The organism is Pantoea sp. Nvir (assembly GCF_009829915.1).
GTDB lineage: Bacteria > Pseudomonadota > Gammaproteobacteria > Enterobacterales > Enterobacteriaceae > Pantoea.
In genome coordinates this window covers 69,696-90,573 of sequence record NZ_SZZW01000001.1, presented here as the reverse complement: position 1 = coordinate 90,573, position 20,878 = coordinate 69,696, and the positions used below count along the sequence as shown (strand labels likewise).

Below are 20,878 nucleotides of genomic sequence, written 5' to 3'. Positions count from 1 at the left end.
TTTTTTAATTATCACTGGCCTACTAATTGGGGAAATTACCAAAACAGAATAATATGTATCAACCCATCGCATTATTTATTGGCCTACGCTATATGAATAGTCAAGCAGCGGATCGCTTTGGTCGTTTCGTTTCGTGGCTCTCGACTATAGGTATCACACTAGGCGTACTTGCACTCGTCACCGTATTGTCAGTAATGAATGGATTTGAGCATGCACTGGAGAGCAATATTCTAGGATTTATGCCGCAGGTATTGATTACCGGTGATAAAGGCAGTATTAATCCTCAACAACAACCAGCAAGCAACCTAAGACTGCAGGGCGTCACCCGCATAGCGCCACTCACTACCGCTGAAGTGGTTTTACAGAGTGTACATAATATGTCAATAGGCGTGATGCTCGGTATCACGCCAGAAGAAAAGGATCCCCTAACGCCGTTTCTGGTCAACACGATGCAAAACATTCTACAACCAGGGCTGTATAATGTCATTCTCGGTGAACAGCTAGCGATACAACTCGGTGTTAAACAAGGTGACAAGCTGCGGCTTATGGTGCCGTTAGTTAGCCAGTTTACACCAGTGGGACGCGTACCAAGCCAGCGTCTCTTTAAGGTTGTGGGCACCTATGCGACCAATAGTGAGGTGGATCGCTACCAGATTATAGTTAATCAACAAGATGCCTCAAGATTAATGCGTTATCCAGCAGGTAATGTCACTGGCTGGCGTTTATGGCTCGATAATCCATTAAAAGTAGACGTACTTAGCCAGCAGTCATTACCAGACGGACTAATATGGAAGGATTGGCGCAACCGTAAAGGGGATCTCTTTCAGGCAGTGCGTATGGAAAAAAATATGATGGGATTGCTAATTAGCCTAATCATCGCTGTCGCTATTTTTAATATTATTACTTCACTAGGGCTTCTTATTATGGAAAAGCAAGGTGAAGTGGCAATTCTACAAACCCAGGGCATGACTCGTTACCAGATTATGGCGGTATTTATGGTACAAGGAGCTAGCGCCGGGATTATCGGTTCAATGTTAGGTACATTACTGGGTGTGTTATTTACTAGTCAGCTTAATAATATGATGCCAGTAATCAGTCTATTTCTTGAAGACTCGGCGCTACCGGTCGATATTAATCTCCGGCAGATAGTGACTATTGCTTTAACGGTTATGGTAGTAGCACTTCTTTCAACATTCTATCCCTCTTGGCGTACCGCGGTTAACCCCCCCGCTGAGGTTCTACGTTATGAGTAATGTCCCTTTATTACAGTGCCGAGCTCTATGCAAACGATATCAGGAAGGAGGTATACAGACTGATGTTCTACGTAACGTTACCTTCAGCCTAGAGCCAGGCGAGCTGTTAGCGATTGTCGGTAGTTCTGGTTCTGGTAAAAGCACGTTGTTACATTTGCTAGGCGGCCTTGATATCCCAACTTCCGGTGAAGTCTTATTTAATGGCCAGTCTCTCAACTCTATGTCCTCTTCAGCTAAAGCAGTGCTACGCAACCGTAAGTTAGGGTTTATCTATCAGCGTCACCATCTGCTACCAGATTTTAATGCGCTGGAAAATGTCGCGATGCCGCTTCTGATTGGCAAAAGCGGTAAAGCAGAAGCCCAGCAGCGTGCTCGTGATATGCTGGCAGCAGTAGGGCTGGGAAAACGCGTGTATTATCGTCCTTCAGAGCTATCTGGCGGCGAGCGACAGAGAGTTTCTATCGCTCGCGCGCTGGTGCATTGCCCATGCCTAGTAATGGCAGATGAGCCAACCGGTAACCTCGACGTACGTAACGCTGACTCTATTTTCGAATTATTGAGAGAATTAAATTTACGTCATAATACTGCTTTTCTTGTGGTAACACACGATCTTCATCTCGCAAAAAAGTTATCGCGTCAAATGGAAATGCGGGATGGCGAGTTAAGAGAAAAGGTGACATTAGCAGGAATAGTATAATGGTTTTATCCTTATCCCTGTTTTTAGGGATGCGTTTCAGCCGCGGTTGCCAGCGTAGCAGCATGGTATCACTGGTTTCTATTATTTCGACATTGGGTATTGCAATGGGCGTAGCAGTGCTCATTATCGGTCTAAGCTCAATGAACGGATTTGAGCAAGAGCTTAATAGGCGTATTATAGCTGTAGTGCCGCACGGAGAAATAGAAGCAGTACATCAACCATTCCGTCACTGGCAGTCCCTGATTGTTTCTGTGGAACAGGTACCCGGTATTGCAGCCGCTGCTCCTTATATTAACTTCAACGGACTGATTGAGAAAGGCACTAAGCTGCAAGCATTACAGGTAAAAGGTGTCGATCCCATACAGGAACCATACCTTAGCACGCTACCATGTTTTGTCGAGGGTAATGCTTGGGCAAACTTTACCGCTGGAAAGCAGCAGATTATTCTAGGTAGCGGCATTGCACGCTCACTAAATGTGAAACAGGACGGCTGGGTTAGTATCATAATTCCCAACAATAATGTCAGTACAAAATTATTACAGCCGAAGCGTATTCTTTTACATGTCAGCGGTATTCTTCAGCTGAGCGGTATACTAGACCATAGCTTGGCGTTAGTGCCGCTAGCAGATGCGCAAAAATATCTCGATATAAATGACAGTGTCACGGGTATCGCTCTAAAGATGTACGATCCTTTTCAGGCGGAAAAACTAACGCGTAATGCGGGAGAAGCAACACATGCTCCCGTCTATATTCATAGTTGGATCAGCAAGTTCGGCTATATGTATCGCGATATTCAGATGATCCGCTCTATTATGTATTTGGCGATGCTGTTGGTGATTAGCATAGCCTGCTTTAATATCATTTCAACGTTAGTGATGGCAGTAAAAGACAAAAGCAGTGATATTGCGGTTCTGCGTACTCTCGGAGCAAAAGATGATCTGATCCGTGCAATCTTTATCTGGTATAGCCTGCTGGTATGCCTATTTGGCTGCTTTATCGGTGCGGTGGTTGGAGTGCTGATATCTCTTAATCTTACCATGTTGGTCTACTGGATAGAATCGTTGACTGGATATCATTTACTAGCAAGTAATATTTACTTTATTAATTTTCTACCGTCTGAACTACATTGGCTTGATGTTTTTTCTGTGCTGCTAGTGACCATAGTGCTTAGTCTTCTGGCAGGTTGGTATCCTGCACAACGTGCTAGTCGCATCGATCCAGCATGTATTCTGAACCATCATTAATCAATAAAAGGACAGCGCAGAACTGTGTCGCCCGTGTTAACGAACTTGAGGTTTATGAAAGCGGTCTAACTATAATCTATAAGGATTTTTTTTATGCATACACTTCGTCGGTCTTTACGACTTGTGCGCTATAAGAAGATACGTCGTAAGATATATCAACGGTTTCGTCAGCGTATCTTTGAGCGAGATCGACAAATAGAACTTGTAACTCATTCTTAGTCGTTTGTTATATTCTTGACCGAAGCAGGAGTCCCATTTGTGTGAGACGTTAACACCTTTAGTACCGTGAGAAAATTATCGAGTAGATAGTGTGAAGACATCTCAACAATATCTATTTGATACCAAGCTAGTACAGTACTTTTAAACGTATGACACCGCTTGCATAAGTCGACCGAGATCCAAGTGAGCACTTTACACATGAAATTTTATCCTAGGCTGCCGCTCTGAAATAGAATGGTTTACATGTACACAGCTAGGTATAATATGCACATTATACTAGCTGTACCGTCAAGTTGATTGCATAGAGCAAGGATTGTACTCACTCTATGTCCTGTACTATTACTATTTCCCTACATCAGTCGGGTAAAGCGGATATCGCTATGAGCAGTTTTTCGATTCATGCCTACCGCTACCATTGGTAGATTTTCAGTGCTTTCTTCTTTATCTTCCTGCTTTGAGCTTCTGGAAAAGTGTTTCATATTGTGCGCTGACGTCGCCGACATCATTCTGCCATTCGCCATTCATAATTACTTCAGCAGAAGGATAGAGAGATTGATCCTCTTTTACCGCTTTAGGAAGTAGCGTCTTCGCAGTTAAATTAGGTGTCGGATAGCCAATGGTCTCGGCTACTTTTGCTGCTATATCTGGACGCAGTAGAAAGTTGATTAGCTTCAGTGCACCTGCCTTGTTTTTAGCATTAGTTGGGATTGCCAAGTTATCCATCCAGAAAATCCCACCTTCCCGCGGCCAAATTACCTGAAGCGGTGTCCCTGCCTGATGTGCAACATATGCAGAGCCATTCCAAATCATGCCTAAGTTTACTTCTCCTTCTATAAAGGGATTACCTGGATTGTCAGAGTTAAATGCCAGTACGTTTGGCATCAACTTTTTGAGCTCTTCATAAGCCATGTTAATCTCTTTTGGATCTCGGGTATTTCCGGAAAATCCGAGTTTAAGTAAAGCCATATGAAAAACTTCGCGCGCATCATCAGTTAGTAGCAAGCTTTGCTTGTACTTTGGCTTCCAAAGATCTGCCCAGCTTTGCACTGATTTTACGTCAATAGAGTGGGTATTAATGCCAATCGCCGTTGCTCCCCAAATATAAGGGATTGAATAGTCATTATTTGGGTCGAATGGCTTATTCATTAGGTTCGGATCGAGGTGTTTGAAATTGCTAAGTTGCGACTTGTTGATCTTTTGTAACATTCCCTCACTGCGCATCTTAGCAACGAAATATGTTGATGGCACGATTAGGTCATAAGAGTTATCTTTCCAAGTCTTTAGCTTAGCATACATACTTTCGTTGGACTCATAGGTGGAGTAAATCACCTTAATACAGGTTTCTTTAGTAAACTGCTCTAGTAAACCTGGAGGTACATATTCAGTCCAATTGTAGAAATAGAGGATATTCCCGTCATTAGCCTGCGCACTACCCTGCATGACCAGTGCCAGCATCCCAACTATTAACCAATGAGACCACCATATCTTCATTATCAGTCCTCTTGTTTAGTTTTATTATGAAGTAATAGCTGGCTGATACCCACCAATAGCATCGTTAGCAATAAAATAGTCGCCAACGCATTTACCTCCGGCGATACACCGACCTTTACCATCGAATAAATAGTTAACGGCAAAATTTCAAATGTCGGTCCAGTAACAAAAGAGGAGACTACGACATCATCCATTGAAAGAGTAAAGCTAAGTAGCCATCCGGCTACCACTACCGGCATTATTAGAGGCAGTATAATTTTGAGTAAAATAGTAGTTTCACCGGCCCCTAAGTCCTTTGCTGCTTCTAACATGAGTACGTCAAATCCTTTTAACCGCGAGTATACGGTGATAACTACAAAAGGTAGACAGAAGGTTATGTGAGAAAAAAGAAGAGACCAGAAGCCAAGCGATATACCTAACAGCATAAAAAGAACTAGAAGAGAAATGGCCATCACAATATCTGGCGATATCATTACCATGAATAGCATGCAGCTAACGAATGGCTTGCCACGAAAACGATAGCGGTAGAGTGCTACTGCGGTAAGCGAGCCAATGATAGTCGCACAGCTAGCCGAGAGCACACCTATTACAAGTGAATGTTGTGCTGCTTGAATCAAGCTGTCATTATTGATAAGTAAGCTATACCATTGGGTACTAAACTTCTGCCAATTATTCAAACTGAAGCGCGATGCATTGAACGAGTTTACGATCAAGATCACGATAGGAATATAAAACCAGGCATAAATTAATGCCATAAATCCACCACGTAATAAGCGCGTAATCATTCTAGCTCTACCTTTTGATTCAACAGACGCACGGCCCGCCAATAAAATATTAGCATCAGTCCCATTAGCACCGTCATCATAATACTTGTGGCTGCACCCAATGGCCAGTCGCGAATGTTTAGGAATTGGCTTTTGATAACATTGCCGATCAGTAAATTTTTTGCACCTCCCATCAGGTCGGCCACATAGAAAAGTCCCATCGCCGGAATTAGCACCAGTAAGCAACCAGCAACGATACCAGGCATAGTAAGCGGTAGAATAATATGCAAGAATATTTGTGTTTTACTAGCACCAAGGTCACGCGCCGCTTCCAGATATGCACAACCCAGCTTTTCTAAGCTCGAGTAAAGTGGTAGAACCATAAAAGGTAGCAGAATATATACCAAGCCAAGGATCACCGCCAGTGGCGTGTACATAATATGCAATGGCGTATCAATTATACCTAGCCACAATAGGAAATTGTTAAGCCAACCGCGTGTACTAAGAAAAAGCTTCAACCCATAAATGCGGATTAGAGAGTTGGTCCAGAAGGGTACAATCAGGAGAAACAACATTAATGGGCGTAAGCGCGCCGGTAGTTTTGTTAGGCACCAGGCAAAAGGATACCCTAGTAGTAGACAGGAGAGCGTAGCAATAACTGCCATATTAATAGAATGTAGTAGTACTTCAGCGTAGAGTGGATCGAACAGACGTGTATAGTTACTAAGAGTGAACGCCATGCGAATAAAGTGTGCATCGTCTCGTCTTAGAAAACTGATGATAAAAATCATTAAGTTTGGCAGTAGTACGAAGATCGCTAGCCAGCTGATAATTAGCGATGTCATAACTTTTTGAAAACGATTACGCATTAGCTTCATAGCGTAACACCACCTCCGAACTGGGAATCCAGTTTATGACCATTTTTTGGTTTAGAGAATAATCAAAGTCAGGATCGTCCTCATTGAAGAACTCACTCACTGTTACTATTTTGCCATTTTCAAGCTCCACAGTTAACTCTAGCGTCATCCCTTTGTAGTTACGTTCGCGTATATAGCCAATGAGTCCTTGTACCACCTGCTTGCTGTTGTATACTTCTTCGACGCGTAGATCTTCCGGACGTAGTAGAACATACAGGCGATCACCAACGGTTACCGGAAAGGGACAGTTAATATCGCAGTCACGACTCTCCACTCGTGCACGTACGAGTGGAGAGTCGCTGGCATCCAGTACGGCGGCATTAAATACATTAATCTCGCCGATAAAGCATGCTACAAACAGATTCTTCGGTTCTTCATAGATCTCACGTGGAGTGCCGTCCTGCTCAATCTTGCCATCCCGCATTACCACGATGCGATCCGACATAGCGAGTGCCTCTTCTTGATCATGGGTAACAAAAATAAAGGTAATACCAAGTTTGCGCTGAAGAGCCTTTAGCTCATTCTGCATTTGTTTACGCAGCTTGTAATCGAGAGCGGATAGTGACTCATCAAGCAGCAGTACTTTGGGGCGATTCACCACCGCGCGTGCAATAGCAACGCGCTGCTGTTGACCACCAGAGAGCTGATGAGGGCGACGATCTGCAAAACTTTCCAGCTGAACTATCGACAGTGCCTCACTAACACGCATAGTGATCTCTGCATTCGGCTTTTTCTGCATACGTAGACCAAACGCAACATTTTCAAATACGGACATATGAGGAAAGAGTGCATAACTTTGAAAAACTGTATTAACATGACGATGCTCGGCTGGCATATTGGTGACATCATTACCGTCTAGTATTACGCGGCCGCTATCAACTTCTTCTAGCCCAGCAATTAAACGCAAGATGGTGGTTTTTCCACACCCTGACGGACCAAGCAAAGTAATAAATTCACCATCGTTAATAGTCAAGTTAAAGTCACTAATGATAGATTTGGCGTTGAAAACTTTACTGATGCCAGAAAGCGTAACCAGCGCCTGCGGCACGTATGTTTGCGTCATTTTAGTCACTCAGGTTAGTATGGAAGCGGAAGCTGTTCAGAGATTACAGCACAGCCGTTCGCATCAGTCAGCTAGTAAGAGGGCGCGATGCTACCTGAAAATAGCGGCAGTACCATGTTTTAGCGATGAAAAGAAGTATAATTTAGTTATTAATTACTCTAATCATGATGGATATTACCTAGTGTTGCTTACACAAGAATATGCAGTACGGATTAACATCTCAACATATGTTGAGATGCAACATATGTTGAATACGCCTACTAATGATAACCACAATCAATTTTTGAAATAAATTCATATGTATAAATTATTTAATTTTTTAAGTTAAGTGACAGTATAAAAGTAAGTTAAGCTATGGAAAGAGCTGATTATGCTTAGTTACGTTGATAGATAGCTTGGTAAATGGCATTACTTGATGAGTACACTTTTTCTACCGGAGATTTAATTTGTTACTTAATTCATTGTACATTGTCTTATTTTAGAATGACAATGGAATCTTAATTCCATCAGTGCGATATATTCCAAATAATATCTACGTAGAAGCTATCAAGTCATATTAATATCGATTGTAATCATATTACATAGCAGTTGATGATCCCACCTTGCATGCTGATGAGAGTTCAGGTAAGTCCTAGTTTCTATGTTGCAAAATACAATCGACCTGATTTTTCATTCACTGAATTGCAATTCTCAATGGAGAGATATTTTTTGTGTAGAGTACATAGTGTGATAGTGTGCTTTGTATCCCTGCCAACAGCGTAATAGTATGTATTGAATTAAATTGAATTGGAGAGGTTCAAGAGGGGAAGTGGTGATACCTATAGTGCTGGTATTTATGACTTAGCAGAACGTTTAAGTTACTACAAGATTCTGTAATTCTTGTGCAATCAGTCATCAATATTTTAGCACTTCTCTAGCTAGCTGACTTGAGTTACTAGGTAGATAATAAGTTGTAAAATTCAGTAATAGCTAGCTATAAAAATATGGATCACTAAAATTAAGATGTACATTGGCACTATGTATCTAAAGTCTAACTAAACACGTATGAATACTACTATTCCTGTGGAATGGTAGTTAACCAGATAATCAATGGTTGAATTGTGCAAATTAGTAGGTTAGTACTTTCATAACAACTGATCGTAATAGAAAGTGTAAAGCAAGTAAAAATATCATTGCTGTTAATAATACGCTGTGCGTCTTTGAAGACAAAATATTGATGATTGCGACTGCACTACTAAGGCGGTTACGAGTATCGATTTCGTAAAAAATTAGGCTTCAGAAGAAGCTATTCTGTTTGATTGTTACCCGTATCTCAGCTATTAAACTTGCACAATCATGATTTAATCGTAGTGACAACATCAAGCGAAAATTACTTTGCCACGCATTACGCAATGGTATATCTACTAAAACTGCATGGATCTATTCTAACCACCATGCCGTGCGATAGCGAAAACAAAACACGATGGCAAAATAAAAAACTAGATATCTATCAAAAGATGCAGTATTGATGAATTTTTACTAGTATTGCGGATCTAGGTTTCAACAATAGTTTATTCAAAGGAGATTACAATTTTACAGGTCTGTCATAAATTTAAATTAGCAGTGCACGAAGACACTTGAAACGATGTAATCATGAATCATCTGATGAAGCCCATAATATCCGCCGTTACAGGTGTATGAGCAACTGTAACAATTTATTTTTCTTTAATATTATTGAAAGAAAGTTTTAATCAGATAATCATCTATTGCTACTTGTAGTACTTCGACTTTTAGATTCTATATAATAGTTTCACATAGTCTAAGTCTAGTGCAGACTATCGTCCGCAAAATATTATTTCAGATCATCGACCATCTGAATGGCTAGGCCGAGATAGTTAGCCGGGGTCATCCTCTTTAAGCGCGTTTTTTCTTCTTCCGGTAGAGCTAAGCTGTCAATAAAAGCTTGAATACCAGTTGCGTCAATATGTTTACCTCGCGTCAGCTCTTTTAGCTTCTCATAAGGCTGTTCAATACCGTAGCGACGCATTACAGTCTGAATAGGTTCTGCTAATACTTCCCAATTTTGATCTAGTTCTTCCAGTAGAGCATGTCTGTTGACTTCTAATTTGGAAATTCCTTTCAATGTTGATTGATAAGCAATTAGTGAATAACTTACACCAACACCGAGATTGCGAAGTAAGGTAGAGTCAGTGAGATCGCGCTGCCAGCGTGATCTTGGTAGCTTGCTTGAAAGGTACTTCATAACCGCATTTGCGAGGCCCAGATTTCCTTCAGAGTTTTCAAATTCTATTGGGTTAATCTTATGTGGCATGGTAGAAGAACCAATTTCTCCAGTGGCAGTTCTCTGCTGGAAATGGTTTAAAGCAATGTAACCCCAGATATCGCGATCAAAATCAATCAAAATAGTATTAAAGCGCGCCATGCAATCAAAAAATTCGGCGATATAGTCGTGGGGTTCAATTTGTGTGGTGTAAGGATTCCAGGTAATACCCAGAGAGGTAACAAACTGCTCGCTTAGCTGGTGCCAGTTCACGTCCGGGTAGGCAGCGAGGTGCGCATTATAGTTGCCTACTGCTCCGTTGATTTTCCCCAGAATTTGAATTTCGTGAAATTGGCACAGTTGTCGCTCCATGCGGTAGGCAACATTCGCCATCTCTTTGCCCATTGTGGATGGTGTAGCAGGCTGACCATGTGTGCGCGATAGCAAAGGAATATTGCGGTATTCATGTGCAAGACTTTTTACCGAGCTTATAATTTGCTGCCAAAAGGGAATGATTATATCGCGACGTGACCTTTTCAGCATCAGTGCGTAAGCTAAGTTATTGATATCTTCAGAAGTACAAGCGAAGTGTATAAATTCTGATACATTACGCAGAGTCAGCATACGTTCAACTTTCTTTTTCAAGAAATATTCAACTGCTTTAACGTCATGTTTAGTAGTGCGCTCGATCGTTTTAATATGCACTGCGTCTTTTTCGCTAAAATTTAAAACGATCGAATCAAGGAAAGCATTTGTGTAAGTGTCAAATGCAGGAACTTCCCTGATCTCTGCAGTGGCTGCTATTTTCTGTAACCAACGAACTTCAATCTCAATTCGTAATTTCAGTAATCCGTATTCACTAAAAATAGCTCGCAATAGTTTGACTTTATCACCGTAACGACCATCTACAGGTGAGATGGCGGTCAGAGAGGATAATTCCATCAGTGCAACTCCTGAATCATTCAATATGAGACTGCATTAGCTCAGTATTTCAGAGAAATAGATATGATAAATCAATTTCCCTATCGGTAACATACCGCATACTCCTTTCTACAAACTTGAATTCTACAAAACTGGTCACCTATATACGCATTTTGAATTAACTAATTATACCGATATGGACGCCAACTGTATTATCTGATAGTAGTGATTTCAGATCTAAGTTTATAATGCTCGAGCAGACTAATACTTTGTGCTAACATCGAGATAAACCAATCGCAATAGTTCTACTACAACCACATCCCGTCCGATAAGTGCTGATATTAAGCACTACTATTGATTTTTCTAATTCCAAATGCAGAGTGATGTCACTCACTATTTTCTGAAAACCTCTAATGTCGCGACGGGATTCATATCAATTATATCAAGTAGTGATATATGTAAGGCTTACGGCTGCCACTTATCCTGATGCGCTAGTTGCTAAATGAAGTAAATCAGTTGGCAAATATCTGCCAGTACTATCGGTACCATAACATTTTTTTAATTACGGCGTTACAAATTACCCTTTTTACAAGTTAAAAAGCCATTTCATTTTACAGTCAGTGGCAGGCGCTTTTTAATAATACCTCCACCGAGACATATTTCACCGAGATAGAAAACAGCGGACTGACCTGGGGTAACTGAGGAGACTGGTTTATCGAAACGCACTTCGAGAAAATCCTCACTGCACGAAATAATTTTACAAGGGATATCCGACTGGCGATAACGCGTTTTTACCGTGCAGTGTAGTGGAGCGGTTATGGGTAAGCGGTCGATCCAGTGCGGTTGCTGGGTAATTAGCCCTGCTGACATTAGGCACGGATGATCAATGCCTTGTACTACGATTAGACAGTTACGTGCCACATCTTTATCTGCCACGTACCAAGGATCTCCTGTGCTCTCTTTCAGGCCACCGATGCCCAGTCCTTTACGCTGACCTATTGTGTGATATATGAGTCCCTCATGTTTTCCTATTACTTGGCCATTGATAGTTTCTATAGCGCCAGGGCATGTAGGTAGGTAACGACCGATGAAATCACGAAACTTACGTTTTCCAATAAAGCAAATACCGGTGGAATCTTTTTTTTTCGCTGTCACTAGATCTAGCTTTTTAGCTATGCTGCGTACTCGGAGTTTATTTAGTGCACCTAACGGAAACAAGCTTTGGGAGATTTGCTTATAGCTTAGTGTATAGAGGAAGTAACTTTGATCCTTATTCTCATCCAGACCACGTAGCAGCTGAATTTTACCTTCGGTATCTATGCGCCTTACATAATGGCCAGTAGCAATATAGTCAGCATCAAGATCCTCAGTAGCAAATTCTAAGAATGTTTTAAATTTAATTTCTTTATTACAAAGAATGTCGGGATTAGGCGTACGACCCGCTCTGTTCTCCTCAAGAAAGTGTTTAAAGACTTTATGCCAGTACTCGGCAGAAAAGTTGATTTTATGTAACTTTATATTGAGTTTATCGCATACTGCCTGCGCATCCGCCAGATCGTTTGATGAAGTACAGTAATCCTCGGTGTCGTCTTCCTCCCAATTTTTCATAAATAGTCCTTCTACCTGATAGCCCTGTTGCTGCAATAACCAAGCAGATACTGAAGAATCGACGCCTCCTGACATACCAACTATCACTTTTTTTTGGCTGTTTGTAGACATAAGAACTCTTGATCCTAAAAATAGACGGCGTATTTTACGCATATGTTGATGTTGCGCTATTTTCTGATAAACTGGTTCATTCAGATGAATTTATAACTTAGGGATTTTTATCACAACGTATGCTTTTATCAAAAAATAGTACATATAAGTACTTACAAATATAATTCTCTTAGGCGCACTTCATTAGTAATAATGAGTATCCCTTACCTTCATATTGTTAATATAGTTTCTTATAAAAAACAAATACAAAAGAAATATTATCTGATGGTGTTTTATTTGCTTCCGAGCGAGAAGTCAATTATTTGCAGGTAGCATGATCTTATATTCTTTTCTAACTCAGCCATTAGCTTGTACAACCTTCTGTAAAGGTGACTTTATCTTTAAATAAAGACTTTTTAAATTTTTATTTAATGTTTAACAAAAAACTAATTTCGCATTACGTGCTGTGCACTAATGTATTTAGTCTACAGATAAGCTATGGACCAGTAAATTATAGCTATTTAATATAACAATCATTGAATAATGGATTATATCCGACATCCGTAAAATTTGTAATATTAATTACATTACTTAATTTTTAAAAAAATTTTTTTATTTAGGAGTTAAATACGCCTTAAAACAAAAAACGCCAAAGATTGGCGCGACACATACATTCAAGTATTATACGATTATATTTTTTATTTTATAAACAAATCTTCCAGGAGAAATTAATGAAAAGTAAAGTACTTGTGCCACTGAGAGGTCAACGAATTACTATAGATCAAGGCAAACTTAATGTACCAAGTAACCCGATTATTCCTTATATAGAAGGTGATGGTATTGGCGTTGACATCTCGCCGGTTATGCTGCAGGTGGTTGATGCCGCTGTACAGAAAGCTTATCAAGGTGGACGTACAATCTTTTGGATGGAGATCTATATTGGTGAGAAAGCTGCAAAAATCTATGGACAAGATCACTGGCTGCCTCAAGAAACCCTCGATCTGATCAAAGAGTACCGTGTTGCTATCAAAGGCCCGCTGACCACTCCGGTTGGTGGAGGCATACGTTCTCTGAACGTTATACTGCGCCAAGAGCTCGATCTGTACGTTTGTCTACGTCCAGTTCGCTATTATAAGGGCACTCCAAGCCCGGTAAAACATCCTGAAAATATTGATATGGTTATCTTCCGCGAAAACTCTGAAGATATCTACGCTGGGATCGAGTGGAAAGCTGGCTCTTCTGAGGCAGAAAAGGTCATTAGATTCCTGCGTGACGAAATGGGCGTGGAAAAAATTCGCTTCCCGTATGATTGCGGGGTTGGTGTGAAACCTTGCTCAAAAGAAGGAACTAAACGTCTGGTGCGCGCAGCAATTGAATATACCATTATAAACGATCGCGATTCTTTAACGTTAGTACACAAAGGCAATATTATGAAGTTTACCGAAGGTGCGTTCAAAGACTGGGGCTATCAGCTTCTAAAAGAGGAGTTTAGTGCGGAGATGCTGGACGGCGGTGGATCGTGGATGAAGATTAAAAATCCAAATACCGGTAAAGATATCATCATCAAGGATGTAATCACCGATGCGTTCCTCCAACAAATACTTCTACGTCCTGCGGAGTACGACATTATTGCTTGTATGAACCTCAATGGTGACTATATTTCAGATGCATTAGCAGCGCAAGTCGGTGGTATCGGTATTGCACCAGGTGCAAATATCGGTGATGAATGCGCGGTGTTTGAAGCTACTCATGGCAGCGCACCGAAATATGCAGGCCAAGATAAAGTAAATCCAGGTTCCATTATTCTTTCTGCAGAAATGATGCTACGTCATCTAGAGTGGTTTGAAGCAGCTGACCTAATTATTAAAGGCATGGAAGGAGCTATTGCTAATAAGACTGTAACCTATGACTTCGAGCGTATGATGGAAGATTCTATTTTACTAAAATGTTCAGAGTTTGGCAACGCTATAATTAAAAACATGTGAAAGAATTCTTATTCTTAACCCTAGTCAAATCTCTGGTGGAACCAGAGTTGTTTATTTCTTTTTTCAGCTAACTGCTCTATTAGTTAATTAAGGAGTCATACTAAAAAATGAACTTTACTTTGGCTTCTAAAAACTTGGAACTTGATAATAAGAATTTAGCAGTTAGTTGCATTTTTTAGATTCATTTGGATATTTTATTAATTTTTAGAATTCTGGTTACTAACTAATATGGGAATTTAAGTTAGTAGGTTTATCTGCCCTTATCCTATAACAAAATAAAATTAATTATTGCACTGTCTAGATATAGATTATGTCTCTATCATTTATAGAGTAATGGGTGTTTTTTTGTTTTTCCATTCTTTGTTTTAAAGTATTTTTAAAAAAATTAATATTCCCCAGTTGCTGGTAAAGAAACTTAGCATCATTACTTTCTGCGAGTGAGCAGAAAGTTTCTGATTAAAGGGGAGTACAATAAGATATATACGCAGGAGATTTTATTGTTTTTCAGTCATCTTTTAAAGTAAAACAGGGTAATTAGCAATTTTTTTGCTCTTACGGTATATTTAATTTTTCCTAATATAATTAGTGTGTTATTAGTTGTACAGTTGCTATACGTTTAATCAAAAAAACAAATATGTTTTTAAGTATTTTTTATGAAAACGATTTTTCCTTATAGGAAACTTTATCAGTCAGGTGTCAAAGGTTCTTCCTCACTGCAGATTATGTACGCACTATAATCACTAAGATGAAAAGTTGCAGTCCTGTTATTTTAGCAATGGTAAATAATACATTGAAGCATAGCGCCCTTTCTCTATAACAGAATTTACTATCTATAGTTACCTCTAAAGTATTAAAATGAATTAGTCATTCAAGACATAATGTAAGTGCTAGTTATATGGACTAACAGCTAGATGTTTCCTTTTATTCTGAACTACAGTTCTGAAGAAAGGTAGTTAATTCACAAGACTTCTCCCTGGTACTTTTTTTGTATATAAATTTAGGAGATGATATTAATCGTGTTTATGTATACTATATGTTATATATGATCTCTATGTTCATATATCAGCAACCGGTCAAGTAAAAGAAATAAGGCAAAATACCAACGTAGGTAGGTATTTTGCCTAGGCAGGTTATTTCTTCATTATAGAGATTTGAGGAATATCTTGTGCGTTGTTACAACTTTTCTCTTTTGGGCAGTATTTGTCAAGCAACATCAGTGTTACACCGTTAGTCCAACCGAAGCCATCTTGAAGTGGATATTCGCCTCCACTACCTCCGCCAAGATTTGGCCCGTCAACTACATATTTTTCAACTAGCTTATGATCTTTATCATAAGTGGTTTGTACATTCTTCAGAAAGCGCAATCCTATCTGTTGCGCTAGCTGCGGTTTGTTGTAGTGCTCTAGACCAGCTATTGCTACCCATTGCAGTGGCGCCCAGCCGTTTGGTGCGTCCCACTGCTGACCATTGTTCACCGTAGTGGTAAGTAAACCGCCCGTTTTCAGTAGTTGATTCTCCACGGCAGAAGCGGTACGATCAGCTTGTTTGTCGCTAGCAAGCTGCATATAGAGAGGAAAGAGAGTTGCGGCAGTAAGCCGCTCACTAACGACATACTTGTTCTTAATATCGTAGTCAGCGTACCACCCATGCTTTTCATCCCACAGGTAATGATTAACCGCTGCCTGCCTCTTTTCTGCTAGATTATCGAACTGTTTCGCTTTATCTTGCTGTTTATTTATTTGGTAGGCTTTAGCAAGTGTCTGCTCTAAGTGGAAAATTAGGCTATTAAGATCAACAGGCGCTAACTGGGTAGTACGTATTGAGGTAATGTTATATGGTTCGCTGAACCAGCGTGAGCTAAAATCCCAACCAGATGCAGCACCGGTGCGCAGGTCACGATAGATCTCACTTTTATCGCGCTGCGGCGCTTTTTTCGCGGTATTAACATCGTCTAGCCAAGATTCAGTACGTGGCACGGCTCGATCGTCCCAGTAGCGGTTTAAAAGCGTGTTATCTGCTAGCTTAACCACGCGCTTGCTTGCCTGACCAGCAGAAACGCTGTTACTATCTGCCATCCAGTAGTTATACTCTTTATGCAACTGCGGTAAATATTTAGTGTATATGACATCACCAACGTGTGTTGCCAACAACTCTACCATCAGGCTGAAAAAGGGGGGCTGAGACCGGCTAAGATAGTAGCTGCGATTGCCATTTGGTATATGACCATAGTGATCTATCTCCCACGCAAAGTTGTCCACCATGTTCTGCACGAGATCCCATCGTTTACTTTCCGCTAGACCAAGCATGGTAAAGTAGCTGTCCCAGTAATAAAACTCTCGGAAACGACCACCAGGAACCACATAGGGCTTTGGCAAAGGTAGTAGCGAGTCATAGCGTCCGGTGCTTTTGGTAGTACGTGTCAGCACTGGCCAGAGACTGTTGATATGCGCACGAAGACTATATCCTGTGCTTGGCACATACTTATTACTTTCGTCTGGTAGGGTGAAATTGTTCAATATAAAATTTTTTAAGTCGAAATTTCTCTGATTTCTCTGCCTTTTCCAATCAGCTATGATCAAAGAGGGATCGTATTTAGGTACAGCGTCAGCGAAGGTTTTTTGGTCAGTATAAAGTTGTGCATTCTGCACTTCCTCAAATAGCTCACCAAATCGTATATCCGGAGGTTTTGGATGGTTGCTGAGCATATGTTGTATATTATCATCAGCCTGCGTCGTCAGTGCAGGCTGATAAAACAGCAGAGTCAGCACGACGAATGGTGCAACTCCTTGACGTTTGAAGAGCGTGGTTAAAAACAATTTCTTCATCGTCTTCTTTCCTTCTTAGAAAAGCGTTTGCATGCAACTGACTAGACACTAAAACAACTTTAGTCATCATCTAGCGTCGTAATGTAGTGGTGAAGCGGAAATATAAAATAAAGTGGATAGAAACCGCATGAATAATTATCTGATACCCGACCGACTGGTAAAATGTTCAAATTTGTGCATAGTAGAGATATATTCGCTATTTATGCTAGTATCAAGTATATACCAGTTCATTTGGTGTCTCCGGTTTTTATTAGCATACCTCAATGTAGAGAAAGGGTTTGCATTTAACTGAATCCATGCTGCGCCTACGTCAGTAGGAGCCTTTGTGACCGATTCCTGACGATATTAATTCTCTAAATTGGAAAACTTTTTAAAACGCCATATTCTGTATGTTTTGGAGTATTCTACCTTTTAGCAAAAAGGTAATCTATCATTCGATACGATAAAAAATACACGCAACTATATATATATTTTTTTTGTAATTATGATGGCAAATAACCATTAGATGTTAAACAAAAAGCTCATAACATCACCATCTTTAACAAGGTATTCTCTTCCTTCTAAACGCATCTTACCCGCTTCTTTCGCACCTTGTTCACCTTTGTAATTGATAAAGTCTTCAAAAGCGATCGTTTGCGCACGGATAAAACCTTTCCTGAAGTCAGTATGTATCTTACCAGCTGCCTGCAGAGCGGTGACCCCTACCGGAATGGTCCATGCCCTCACTTCTTTCGCACCCGTAGTAAAATAAGTTTGCAGATTCAGAAGTGCATAACCAGCGCGGATGACACGGTTCAGACCGGGCTCGTCCAGACCCATCTCAGCTATAAACTCATTGTGCTCTTCGTCGTTTAATGCCGCGATATCTGATTCTAAATCTGCACAGATCGGTACTATCACAGAACTTTCAGCGGCTGCTATAGCGCATACTTGGTCGAAGTAGAAATTATTCTGAAAACCGTCTTCATTAACGTTTGCAATATACATAGTAGGCTTCAGAGTTAAGAAGCCTAGGTAAAAGATCACCGCTTTCTCATGGGCATCTAACTCCAGTGTTCTTAGCATACCCGAGTTTTCTAAGTGTAGCAGGCACTTCTCCAGAACTGCTAATTCAACATTCGCATCTTTACTACCACCTTTGTTTTTTTTGTGCAAACGCCGGATAGCACACTCACAGGTTTCTATATCTGAGAGTACCAGTTCGGTATTGATAATGTTAATGTCTTCTACAGGATTGACTTTACCAGCAACGTGGATAATATTGTCATTCTCGAAACAGCGTACCACATGTCCGATCGCTTCAGTTTTACGGATGTTAGTTAATAAACGATTGCCTAGACCTTCGCCTTTTGACGCTCCTTTTACTAAGCCTGCGATATCAACAAACTCCATTGTAGTAGGCACCACACGTTGTGGCTTGACGATCTCTGTTAGCTGATTAAGACGCGGATCGGGCATTGGTACCACACCGGTATTGGGTTCGATGGTGGAAAAGGGGAAATTAGCCGCTTTGATTCCAGCTTTAGTCAATGCGTTAAAAATAGTAGATTTACCAACGTTTGGTAGGCCCACAATACCACATTTAAATCCCATGGTTGGTTACCTTAGTCAATGTTAAATTGAGACGCAACGTCAGCATTAATAAGCATTGTTGAGAAAGAAAAGCTGCCACATTATAGACACATCAATAGCATAAGCAAGGAGTTTAACTTGCCTTAAAAGAGTGTAACCGGTTTATTGCTTTTAAACGAGCTTCCTTCAACCAGACTTCAGTACAGTATACCGCTTCAGCAATAGCGTCTTTGATCCGCTTTTGCTCGCTAGCAGATGGCTTTCCTAATACAAATTCAGTCACCTTATTGCGATTACCCGGATGGCCGATACCAATCCGCAGACGGTGAAAATTATTATTCCCTAGCTTGTTGATAATATCTTTCAGACCATTATGTCCGCCAGAGCCGCCGCCCTGTTTAAATTTAGCAATGCCAGGAAGCAAATCTAGATCGTCGTGAGCGACTAAAATCTCTTCCGGAGTTATGCGAAAAAAGGTTGCTACTGCTGATACAGCTTTGCCGCTAAGGTTTATAAAAGTCGTCGGCACGAGCAGATATATATCTTCTTTACCAGACGGGTTAATGCGTGCAGTATAACCGAAAAATTTCGCTTTTTCCTTCAAAGACTGATTATAGCGTTCCACTAGTAAATCGAGATACCAGGCACCTGCATTATGGCGTGTTGCGATATATTCCGCCCCAGTATTCGCCAATCCAACAATTAATTTAATTTTGCTCACAATGATTATTGTCCTGCTCAAGTTTTGAAAAAGCTAGTGTACTTAACGGCAGACAAGAGGACAAACGTTCCCCCCTAGATTGGCCAAAGAAGCAAACATTATGAAATAAAGTAAGGTATTTAACGAAAGGAATAATCAAAAAATATGGTTTAAAGAAACAGATTCATTAGCAAATTATTATCAAATTCAAAAGAAAACCATTCGCGCTACTAGTCTCTTCTATTGTTAATATTAATGCTCGAACATTGCTGAGATAGACTCTTCATTGCTGATACGGCGAATGGCTTCAGCAAGCATGCCAGAAAGCGTCAGTGTACGAACATTCGGTAATTCTTTCATTGCGTTAGAAAGCGGAATGGTGTCACATACGATAACCTGGTCAATCACAGAATTATGCAGATTTTCTACTGCATCACCTGAAAAAATCGGGTGAGTTGCATACGCAAAGACGCGTTTTGCGTTTCTCTCTTTTAGAGCTTCTGCAGCTTTGATTAGCGTTCCTCCGGTGTCGATCATGTCATCTACGAGTACACAGTCACGGCCAGCTACATCGCCGATAATGTTCATTACTTGCGAAATGTTAGCTCGTGGACGACGTTTGTCGATAATAGCCATATCGGTATCATTCAGTAATTTCGCTATTGCGCGTGCACGTACGACGCCACCGATATCGGGTGAAACTACAATCGGGTTTTCCAGACCAATTCGTAGCATATCTTCTAGAAGAATAGGGCTGCCGAAAACATTATCGACTGGAACGTCAAAGAAACCTTGAATTTGCTCAGCATGAAGATCCACTGTCAGAATCCGATCGACTCCGACGCTGGAAAGGAAATCTGCGACCACTTTAGCTGTGATCGGCACCCTTGCGGAACGGACGCGGCGATCTTGGCGAGCATAGCCGAAGTATGGAATGACTGCGGTAATACGACCAGCAGAAGCTCGACGCAGCGCGTCGACCATCACCACTAACTCCATTACATTATCATTGGTGGGAGCACAAGTAGACTGGATAATGAAAATATCTCCACCACGTACATTTTCATTAATTTGTACACTTACTTCTCCATCGCTGAAACGTCCCACTGCGGCTTCTCCTAGGTTAGTATAGAGGCGGTGGGCAATACGTTGTGCCAGTTCCGGGCTAGCGTTACCAGCAAACAGCTTCATATCAGGCACGAGAAAAACCTCAAACAATGAACAGCGTTACAGTAACCAACGGACACTGCGCATCCTACAGCACTATTC

At 40.8% G+C, this 20,878-nt stretch carries 14 protein-coding genes and 1 pseudogene; 5 read left to right on the top strand and 10 right to left on the bottom strand.

The annotated features are described in order from the left end of the window. Positions 1-53: 53 nt before the first annotated feature. From lolC to FD729_RS05260, 4 genes and pseudogenes are all read left to right on the top strand, one after another. Positions 54-1,253, top strand: a complete 1,200-nt coding sequence (gene lolC / locus FD729_RS00355) for a lipoprotein-releasing ABC transporter permease subunit LolC (protein WP_159931325.1) — start codon at positions 54-56, stop codon at positions 1,251-1,253. After that, positions 1,246-1,950: a lipoprotein-releasing ABC transporter ATP-binding protein LolD gene (gene lolD / locus FD729_RS00350; protein ID WP_159931324.1), complete on the top strand. Its 705-nt coding sequence runs from the start codon at positions 1,246-1,248 to the stop codon at positions 1,948-1,950. The genes lolC and lolD overlap by 8 nt, the downstream gene beginning before the upstream one ends. Then, complete coding sequence (gene lolE / locus FD729_RS00345; RefSeq protein ID WP_159931323.1) at positions 1,950-3,194, top strand: lipoprotein-releasing ABC transporter permease subunit LolE; 1,245 nt, start codon at positions 1,950-1,952, stop codon at positions 3,192-3,194. The genes lolD and lolE overlap by 1 nt, the downstream gene beginning before the upstream one ends. A 93-nt stretch (positions 3,195-3,287) precedes the next feature. Further along, positions 3,288-3,407, top strand: a pseudogene (locus tag FD729_RS05260) (NAD-dependent protein deacylase); the annotation flags it as partial. 447 nt (positions 3,408-3,854) lie between these two features. Here the strand turns inward: FD729_RS05260 and potD are convergent. From potD to mnmA, 6 genes are all read right to left on the bottom strand, one after another. Then, on the bottom strand, positions 3,855-4,904 hold the full coding sequence (potD, locus tag FD729_RS00335; RefSeq protein WP_159931322.1) for a spermidine/putrescine ABC transporter substrate-binding protein PotD: 1,050 nt from the start codon (positions 4,902-4,904) through the stop codon (positions 3,855-3,857). A 2-nt stretch (positions 4,905-4,906) separates the two neighbouring features. Further along, positions 4,907-5,689, bottom strand: a complete 783-nt coding sequence (gene potC, locus FD729_RS00330; protein WP_159931321.1) for a spermidine/putrescine ABC transporter permease PotC — start codon at positions 5,687-5,689, stop codon at positions 4,907-4,909. Then, on the bottom strand, positions 5,686-6,546 hold the full coding sequence (potB, locus tag FD729_RS00325) for a spermidine/putrescine ABC transporter permease PotB (protein ID WP_159931320.1): 861 nt from the start codon (positions 6,544-6,546) through the stop codon (positions 5,686-5,688). The genes potC and potB overlap by 4 nt, the downstream gene beginning before the upstream one ends. Next, positions 6,530-7,648, bottom strand: a complete 1,119-nt coding sequence (gene potA / locus FD729_RS00320) for a spermidine/putrescine ABC transporter ATP-binding protein PotA (RefSeq protein WP_159931319.1) — start codon at positions 7,646-7,648, stop codon at positions 6,530-6,532. Before potA ends, potB begins: the two co-directional genes overlap by 17 nt. A gap of 1,831 nt (positions 7,649-9,479) precedes the next feature. Beyond that, on the bottom strand, positions 9,480-10,850 hold the full coding sequence (gene purB / locus FD729_RS00315; protein ID WP_159931318.1) for an adenylosuccinate lyase: 1,371 nt from the start codon (positions 10,848-10,850) through the stop codon (positions 9,480-9,482). A gap of 585 nt (positions 10,851-11,435) precedes the next feature. Then, positions 11,436-12,548 carry a tRNA 2-thiouridine(34) synthase MnmA gene (gene mnmA / locus FD729_RS00310; RefSeq protein WP_159931317.1) on the bottom strand — a complete coding sequence of 371 codons (1,113 nt, stop codon included), beginning with the start codon at positions 12,546-12,548 and terminating at the stop codon, positions 11,436-11,438. A 710-nt stretch (positions 12,549-13,258) separates the two neighbouring features. On the opposite strand from mnmA, the gene icd reads away from it, so the two are divergent. Beyond that, positions 13,259-14,512: an NADP-dependent isocitrate dehydrogenase gene (gene icd, locus FD729_RS00305; RefSeq protein ID WP_159931316.1), complete on the top strand. Its 1,254-nt coding sequence runs from the start codon at positions 13,259-13,261 to the stop codon at positions 14,510-14,512. Positions 14,513-15,642: 1,130 nt separating this feature from the next. On the opposite strand, the gene treA is transcribed toward icd, so the two are convergent. The 4 genes from treA to FD729_RS00285 all read right to left on the bottom strand — a co-directional run bounded on the left by treA (position 15,643) and on the right by FD729_RS00285 (position 20,809). Further along, entirely contained in the window at positions 15,643-17,337 is a 1,695-nt protein-coding gene (gene treA / locus FD729_RS00300) for an alpha,alpha-trehalase TreA (RefSeq protein ID WP_159931315.1), read from the bottom strand. A gap of 501 nt (positions 17,338-17,838) precedes the next feature. After that, positions 17,839-18,930 carry a redox-regulated ATPase YchF gene (ychF, locus tag FD729_RS00295; protein WP_159931314.1) on the bottom strand — a complete coding sequence of 364 codons (1,092 nt, stop codon included), beginning with the start codon at positions 18,928-18,930 and terminating at the stop codon, positions 17,839-17,841. A 112-nt stretch (positions 18,931-19,042) separates the two neighbouring features. Beyond that, positions 19,043-19,630 (bottom strand): aminoacyl-tRNA hydrolase, encoded by a 588-nt coding sequence (pth, locus tag FD729_RS00290; RefSeq protein ID WP_159931313.1) that lies wholly within the window; start codon positions 19,628-19,630, stop codon positions 19,043-19,045. A 231-nt stretch (positions 19,631-19,861) separates the two neighbouring features. Continuing rightward, positions 19,862-20,809, bottom strand: coding sequence for a ribose-phosphate pyrophosphokinase (locus FD729_RS00285; protein WP_159931312.1), 948 nt, complete (start codon positions 20,807-20,809; stop codon positions 19,862-19,864). Positions 20,810-20,878 lie beyond the last annotated feature (69 nt).

Coding starts and splice junctions, on each gene's coding strand:
- lolC (WP_159931325.1), top strand. CDS start 54: ATGTATCAACCCATCGCATTATTTATTGGCCTACGCTATATGAATAGT.
- treA (WP_159931315.1), bottom strand. CDS start 17,337: ATGAAGAAATTGTTTTTAACCACGCTCTTCAAACGTCAAGGAGTTGCA.
- ychF (WP_159931314.1), bottom strand. CDS start 18,930: ATGGGATTTAAATGTGGTATTGTGGGCCTACCAAACGTTGGTAAATCT.
- potB (WP_159931320.1), bottom strand. CDS start 6,546: ATGAAGCTAATGCGTAATCGTTTTCAAAAAGTTATGACATCGCTAATT.
- icd (WP_159931316.1), top strand. CDS start 13,259: ATGAAAAGTAAAGTACTTGTGCCACTGAGAGGTCAACGAATTACTATA.
- lolE (WP_159931323.1), top strand. CDS start 1,950: ATGGTTTTATCCTTATCCCTGTTTTTAGGGATGCGTTTCAGCCGCGGT.
- purB (WP_159931318.1), bottom strand. CDS start 10,850: ATGGAATTATCCTCTCTGACCGCCATCTCACCTGTAGATGGTCGTTAC.
- potC (WP_159931321.1), bottom strand. CDS start 5,689: ATGATTACGCGCTTATTACGTGGTGGATTTATGGCATTAATTTATGCC.
- mnmA (WP_159931317.1), bottom strand. CDS start 12,548: ATGTCTACAAACAGCCAAAAAAAAGTGATAGTTGGTATGTCAGGAGGC.
- potA (WP_159931319.1), bottom strand. CDS start 7,648: ATGACGCAAACATACGTGCCGCAGGCGCTGGTTACGCTTTCTGGCATC.
- potD (WP_159931322.1), bottom strand. CDS start 4,904: ATGAAGATATGGTGGTCTCATTGGTTAATAGTTGGGATGCTGGCACTG.
- lolD (WP_159931324.1), top strand. CDS start 1,246: ATGAGTAATGTCCCTTTATTACAGTGCCGAGCTCTATGCAAACGATAT.